This window comes from Nonomuraea harbinensis (assembly GCF_019396385.1).
Classification (GTDB): domain Bacteria; phylum Actinomycetota; class Actinomycetes; order Streptosporangiales; family Streptosporangiaceae; genus Nonomuraea; species Nonomuraea ferruginea.
The window spans coordinates 1-5961 of sequence record NZ_JAHKRN010000106.1 but is presented as its reverse complement, the minus strand read 5'-3'; the positions used below and the strand labels follow the sequence as shown (position 1 = coordinate 5961).

Sequence of the window (5961 nt, the reverse complement as noted above, 5' to 3'; positions counted from 1 at the left end):
ATCCTGCCCCGTCATGGCGGCCTGGTCGGCGAGGGTCATCGTCACTGTCTCGATCGTCCTGTCTCGCCCTGCTTTACATCAAAAGGACTCATCTGTCCCATGTACCACAGCAGTCTGACAGAGAGGGGCACGAGCCGGCCGCCAACGAGGGCAGCGACGGACGCGCCGGTATCTACACGAGTGTCACCGTGGGCCGCCCTGGAGCTTTGGGAGGCAGCGCGGACACCGCCGGGGGCTTCACCAAGTCGCATGTCGCACTGCCGTTCTACCTGCTGGCCCGGCTCCGGGACAGAGTGTCGATCGAAGGCTGGTTCAAGACCTCGCAGAACGGCATCATCTTCTCCGCCGCCGAGTTCGGATACGAATTCGGGGCCACGAAGCCCGTCTTGTATGTCGGTACCGATGGACGGCTGCGCGGCCAGCTGGGCGACATCAGAAACAGCAGCGGGTCGTGGGTGTACACGCCGATCACCAGCTCCAACCCGGTCAATGACGATCAGTGGCACCATGTCGTGCTGAACGTCAATGGCTCACACCAGCAGCTTTTTCTGGACGGCCAGCCGGTGGGCGAGCTCAACGGGGCTCTCTACCCTGAGTATCGTTCGTATGCCTACATCGGCAGTGGTGACCGCGCCAGCCGGTGGTCCATTGATGTGCCCGGGGGGCCCAACACCAGTGGCCGCGGGTGATGATCTCGCGCGGCCCGTGGGGACAGTCGAAGCTGACCACCGGCTAGATCGTTGATGTGAAATTCGATCAGTGGTCGTAGGCGATCAGAGATCGCTTCACAGGTGCGCCGATGGTCCAGTTGTGCCAGATGACGGCGTTGAGGGCGAGGATGCGCTGGCTGATGCGTGCCCACAGGCCGTCGGTGTGGCGGGCGTTGTGGCGTTCGAGGCCGAGCTGGTTCTTCAGCGTCCAGATGATCGCTTCGATGCGCTGGTGTAACCAGCAGGGAAAGGGCAGGGCGGGTCCGGGCTCGTCCTCGCGGGCCGGCCGGATCAGCCGGTGGCCCAGATCAGCGACGGCTTTCTCGATGCCGGCGCCGGCGAACCCCTTGTCACACACGATCGGGCACGGCCCGGGCGCGATCGGCGTGACGTGCAGCAGATGCAGGGCCTGCTTGCGTTCGTCGAGCTCCTTGGGGCAGGCCAGGCTGAAGGCGGTCACCGCGCCGTCGGCGGTGGTGATCAGCATCAGCTTGGCGCCCCAGGAGAAGGCGTGGTGGGACTTGTCCATGCCGTATCCGGCGATCTCGCCCAGGCTTGACCGGTTGACCGTCACCCGCGAGGCGCCGCACCGGATGGGGGTGCCGTCATCAGCCGCAGCGGTTCGTGCCAGGTCGGGACCTGGCGGGCCAGCCACAGGGTCGCCGCCGACATCTGCGGGCCCAGCTTGCGCAGCTGCCGGTTGTAGACGGCCTGGGAGGGCAGCCGCGGGAACAGATGACCGATCCGGGCCGCCGCCGTCCGCAGCCAGTAACGCTCCTGATCGCAGCGCAACAGCACCTGCGCCACCGCCAGGACCACTGCCTCTGCCGAGGTCAGCACTGGAGGGCGGCCTCGTTTGCGGGGCTGTGCCGGCGAAGGCATCACGTGATCGTCCAGATAGACATAGAGTGCCGTCAGAAGGGCGTCCAGCTCAGTCTTCACAAACCGATCTTGGACACCCTTCGCTGTGCCCGCAGACGATCAGCGAATTTCACATCAACGATCTAGCGGCTCTGGGGCTGGTCTTCAACGCGGTCGCGCTGTGGAACTCGAAGCACCTGTCGGCCGCGGTCGACCAGTTGCCTGCCGACGGCATCCCGGTCAAGGGCCAGGATGCTGCCCGGTTATCCCGCTCAGCCACGCCCATCTCAACGTCCTGGGCCGCTACTCCATCTCCTCCTCCACGCCGGCCGAAGGACTGCGGCAGCTCGGTGAGGTCCCCGACCTGCCCGACTTCCCCGACCGTAGCGACCCGGAGGAGGACGGGGCGTAGACCTCCGGGGCCCGCAGGGGGCCGGCCGGCCCCCTGCAGGTGTGGCTTGTACCGAGGGGTGTTGTCACCATGTGCCGGTGCCATGAGGCTCAGCGGATTCGGAGGATGCGCCTATCGAAATGAGCGGCGGATGGCTGGCTTCATGCCCAGCGGCCGGGGAGAGGGCTAGCCTGGGCCGAGGGTCATGCTGAACATGAGGGGGTTGGACGCCGGGTGGGGCGGTTCGATTCTCCTGGTGGCGGTCAGCCGGTGAGGTCGTAGGTAAGCAGCAGGGCGCCGGAGGTGAAGTGATGGCTGCCGGTGAGCTTTAGGTCCGCCTCGGAGTAGGCGCCGTCGAACAGTCTGGTGCCGCCGCCGAGCAGCGCGGGGTTCACGACCAGACGCACCTGGTCCAGGATGCCGAGGCGGATGGCCGAGACGGCGGCCTGGCCGCCCGCGAACAGGGCGATGTCCCGCCCATCCTGGCGCTTCAGTTCGCTCAGAGCCTTGGCGGGGTCGTCGCCGAGCCAGTGGGAGTTGTGCCACTCGACGCCGGCGGGTTCGTGGGACAGCAGGTACTTGGGCAGCTCGTGCATCCTGCGCCGCTGAGTGGCGGAGACCTCGTCCCCGGCCGTGGGCCAGTATCCGGCGAGTTGCTCGAAGGCGGTGCGGCCGAAGACCATCCCGTCGATCGACTCCAGCAGGGCGTCGATGTGGTCCTGGAACTCCTGGTCGGCGAAGCGCCAGTCAATGTCCCCGGACGGGGTGGCGATGTAGCCGTCGAGCGAGACGTTGATGTGCAGGAACAGGCGTCGCATGGGATCTCCAGGCATACTTGTTGATTGCTCGTTCAAGAAGTAACGCACCGCACATTACACTTCTTGAACGAGGTGTCAAGAAGTCATATGATGGGTCCATGCCACGGACCGGCCGCCCACGCTCCTTCGACGACGACCAGGTCGTCGGCCGCGCGCTGGAGCTCTTCTGGCGGCGGGGATATGCCGCGACCTCGCTGCGGGATCTCAAGGAGGAGCTCGACGTGCTGCCGGGCAGCCTCTATGCCGCCTACGGGGACAAACATGGACTGTTCCTGCGCGCGCTGGACCGCTATGTGGGCGGGGCGCGCGAGCAGGCGGCGGAGCTGGACGCTGCCGGAGGGCCTGTGCTGCCTCGCGTTCGTGAGCTGCTGATGAGCGTTTTGGAGGCGGCGCGCGTGACGCCTGGGCGCGGATGCATGCTGGGCAACACCTCGGCCGAGTTGCTTCCGGCGGACGAGGCGGCCGGGCGGCTGGTGCACGAGGGGTTCGGTGCGCTGGAGGCTGGTCTGGAGCGGGCGCTCGACGCCGCGCGACGAGCCGGGGAAGTTCGTGCCGACGTCGACTGCGGGGCTCAGGCGCGGTTGCTGCTCGGTCTCATGCAGGGGCTGCACGTGCTGGCTCGGGCCGAGGCCGATCCTGGGCGGCTCGCCGACGCCGTCGATGCCGCGCTGGCTCCTTTGGCTGCCCAGTCCCGCTAGGCCGGCCTTCCTGCGGCTATCGGCTGGTCAGCTGTTGCGGCGATCAGCGCCTCCTCCACCGGCTTCGACCGTTCCACAGAAGGAGCCGCAGAACGGGTAGCTGTCAAGGCGACACCCTCGTCGTTGAGCCTGGACCGCTACAGCGGCTCGCTGGCCGATCTCATCACCATGGTCGGCGAGCTGCGCAAACGCGAGATCGGCTCTACCTCACTGCACGAGAACCTCGACACCACCACCCCGGGCGGCCGCCTCATCTTCCACGTCTTCGCCGCCCTGGCGGAGTTCATCCGCGAACTCATCGTCGCCGGCACCCGCGACGGCCTGGCCGCCGCCAGGGTGCGCGGCCGTACCGGCGGCCGCCCCACCGTCGTCACCCCCGCACTGCTGCGCGCCGCCCAGGACATGCTGCCCAACCCCGAGAACTTGATCACCTCGATCGCCGAACTGCTCGGCGTATCGCCGGGCACGCTGTACAACCACATCCCCCACCCGCAACAGCTCCGCACCGGGCAGATCACCAGTGCCCTCGAACCCGCCGCCCCGCAGGCAGCACCCTGATTCACCTGGCTGGGCCCGCCCGCCGCACCTGCACCACATCGAGACCCAGGACTGCGCCCGCTCAACGTCGGCATGCTGGAAGGGTGCTCCCCGCGCACGCGGGGATGGTCCCAGAGCGGTCACGTCCCACGGAGTGGGACGTGACCGCATGCGCGGGGGAACTGGCCTGATTTCGATCGTCAACTGCACGGCATCGCCCCTGGTTCCCACGGGCTCGTAGCGACGGAACCGCACTGGCTTGCTTCTGCGCCGCCGCGGAGGTCATCCAGCTCGGCCATGCACACCGGCCCAGGGCCTAAAGTCCTTGTCGGTGCTTGTTGTCAGATGCGGGCGCTGTCGTGATGCGGAAGACGGGTATGGCGGGTGCGACCCGTTCGAACTCCTGCAGCGGAGCGTGCCGGTTCACCGGCAGGTGTGGTCGCGCGCCCGGCGCGAGTGCCAGGTAGCGGCGCAGGATGGGGGCGCGGGCCGCGGGCTCGACCTCCACCAGCCGGACATCGGTGCGCTGCCCGTGGCACAGCACCGCTCGCCCACCGGCGGCGCGCACGTTGAGCACCCAGTTGGTCCGCGGGCCGAGCATCGCCACCAGATACCGCTCACCTTGATAGTGGGTGGCCACGAGAGGGAAGGCGATGACGCGGCCGGTGCGCCGTCCGGGCACCTCCAGGGTCACCAGGCGTTTGATCAGCCCCGTCGAGTGCAGTGCCCGCCATGCCCGGTTCAAGGCACGGGCCAGCCGGTTGGGCCGTCCGCCACGGTAGAGCCGGCGGTGCCAGCGCTCGAAGCCACCGGTCGTTCCCATGATCGCCCCTCCGTACGGTCAGCTCGCCCAGGCCCGCAGCTCGTACGGGCGTCCCATGGCGCGCATCCGCGCCAGCGATTCCTTCTCCAGCGCCCGGACCCACTGCGGGGTCAGCCCCAGCTGGTCCGCGACCTGGCGGGGGGTGTGCCGGTCGTGCCCGTCCAGCCCGAACCGCAGCCGCATGATCAGCGCCTGCCGTGGCGCCAGGCGGTCCACCAGGGTGGTCAGCACCGCCTGCAGCGCCTTGCGCTCGACGACCTGCTCGGCCGTCAGGGTGCGATCGTCTTCCACCAGGTCGCCGATCGTGCCCTGTTGCCCGCTGTCTCCCGCGTCCAGGTCGAGGCTGACGCACGTCCACGGCACCTGCCGCAGGGCCGCGAGCTTGTCCGGCTCCAGCCCTGCGGCCTCGGCCAGCTCCTGCGCGGCCGGAGCGCGCCCGAGCCGCTGGGCGGCCTGGGCCTGTGCCCGGCTGATCGCGACGAGCTGGTCCTGGACGCCGATCGGCAGCCGGACCGTGTGCGCGTGTTCCAGGCCTCGCTGGATCGCCTTGCGGATCCACCAGGTGGCAAGGGTGGAGAACCGGGTGCCCCGCCTGTGGTCGAACCGCTCGACGGCCTCGATCAGCCCGAGGTTGCCGTCCTGGATCACATCCGCCAGGGACATGCCGCGCTGCGCGTACCGTCTGGCGATCGACACCACCAGCCGCAGGTTGGCTTCGATCATGTGCCGGCGGGCGGCCAGGCCGTCGGCGGCCGTCGCGGCCAGCCCCGGGGCGGCGGCTCCTTCGGCGATGAGGCGGGCGGCGCGGGTTCCCGCTTCCATCCGCTTGGCGAGCGCGATCTCCTCCTGCGCGGTCAGCAGCGCGATGGCGCCGATGCGGGTCAGATAGTCGTCCAGGTGGTGCCGGGTTCGCGGGCCGTTCACCCTCACGGGCATCATGGTTCCTCCTTCACACGGGCCGATCGGGGCCGAAGGGAGCCCGCCTCCCCCGGAGGTGAGGCGGGCGCGAGGGCGCCGGTGCTAGCGGAGCCAGGGGGTGCGCTGGAGGAGGGGCAGGTTGCCGAGCCCTAAGGTGCGCCCGGCACCGGCCAGGGCCAGGCCGATGAGCACGATCGCGTAGATG

At 68.8% G+C, this 5961-nt stretch carries 6 protein-coding genes and 1 pseudogene; 3 read left to right on the top strand and 4 right to left on the bottom strand.

The features are described 5' to 3' along the window. On the top strand, positions 1 to 689 hold a 689-nt coding region (locus tag KME79_RS44125; protein WP_219552617.1), incomplete at its 5' end, for a laminin G domain-containing protein. 67 nt (positions 690 to 756) lie between these two features. Here the strand turns inward: KME79_RS44125 and KME79_RS47715 are convergent. Together KME79_RS47715 and KME79_RS44105 are read right to left on the bottom strand one after the other, a co-directional pair. Then, positions 757 to 1652: pseudogene (locus tag KME79_RS47715) on the bottom strand (transposase family protein). Between the two features lie 573 nt (positions 1653 to 2225). Then, a complete protein-coding gene (locus tag KME79_RS44105) occupies positions 2226 to 2780 on the bottom strand; it encodes a dihydrofolate reductase family protein (RefSeq protein WP_219552611.1) in 555 nt (184 codons plus the stop codon). 98 nt (positions 2781 to 2878) lie between these two features. Here KME79_RS44105 and KME79_RS44100 point away from each other — a divergent pair, with 98 nt between their 5' ends. Next, positions 2879 to 3478, top strand: a complete 600-nt coding sequence (locus KME79_RS44100; RefSeq protein ID WP_219552609.1) for a TetR/AcrR family transcriptional regulator — start codon at positions 2879 to 2881, stop codon at positions 3476 to 3478. A 123-nt stretch (positions 3479 to 3601) separates the two neighbouring features. Then, the gene (locus KME79_RS44095; RefSeq protein WP_246641417.1) at positions 3602 to 4036 is read left to right on the top strand and encodes a recombinase family protein; all 435 of its coding nucleotides are present in this window, start codon (positions 3602 to 3604) and stop codon (positions 4034 to 4036) included. 295 nt (positions 4037 to 4331) lie between these two features. Here KME79_RS44095 and KME79_RS44090 read toward each other — a convergent pair whose 3' ends face one another. After that, positions 4332 to 4838, bottom strand: coding sequence for a nitroreductase/quinone reductase family protein (locus KME79_RS44090; RefSeq protein WP_219552607.1), 507 nt, complete (start codon positions 4836 to 4838; stop codon positions 4332 to 4334). 18 nt (positions 4839 to 4856) lie between these two features. Next, on the bottom strand, positions 4857 to 5777 hold the full coding sequence (locus KME79_RS44085; RefSeq protein WP_219552605.1) for a sigma-70 family RNA polymerase sigma factor: 921 nt from the start codon (positions 5775 to 5777) through the stop codon (positions 4857 to 4859). Between the last annotated feature and the right edge of the window lie 184 nt (positions 5778 to 5961).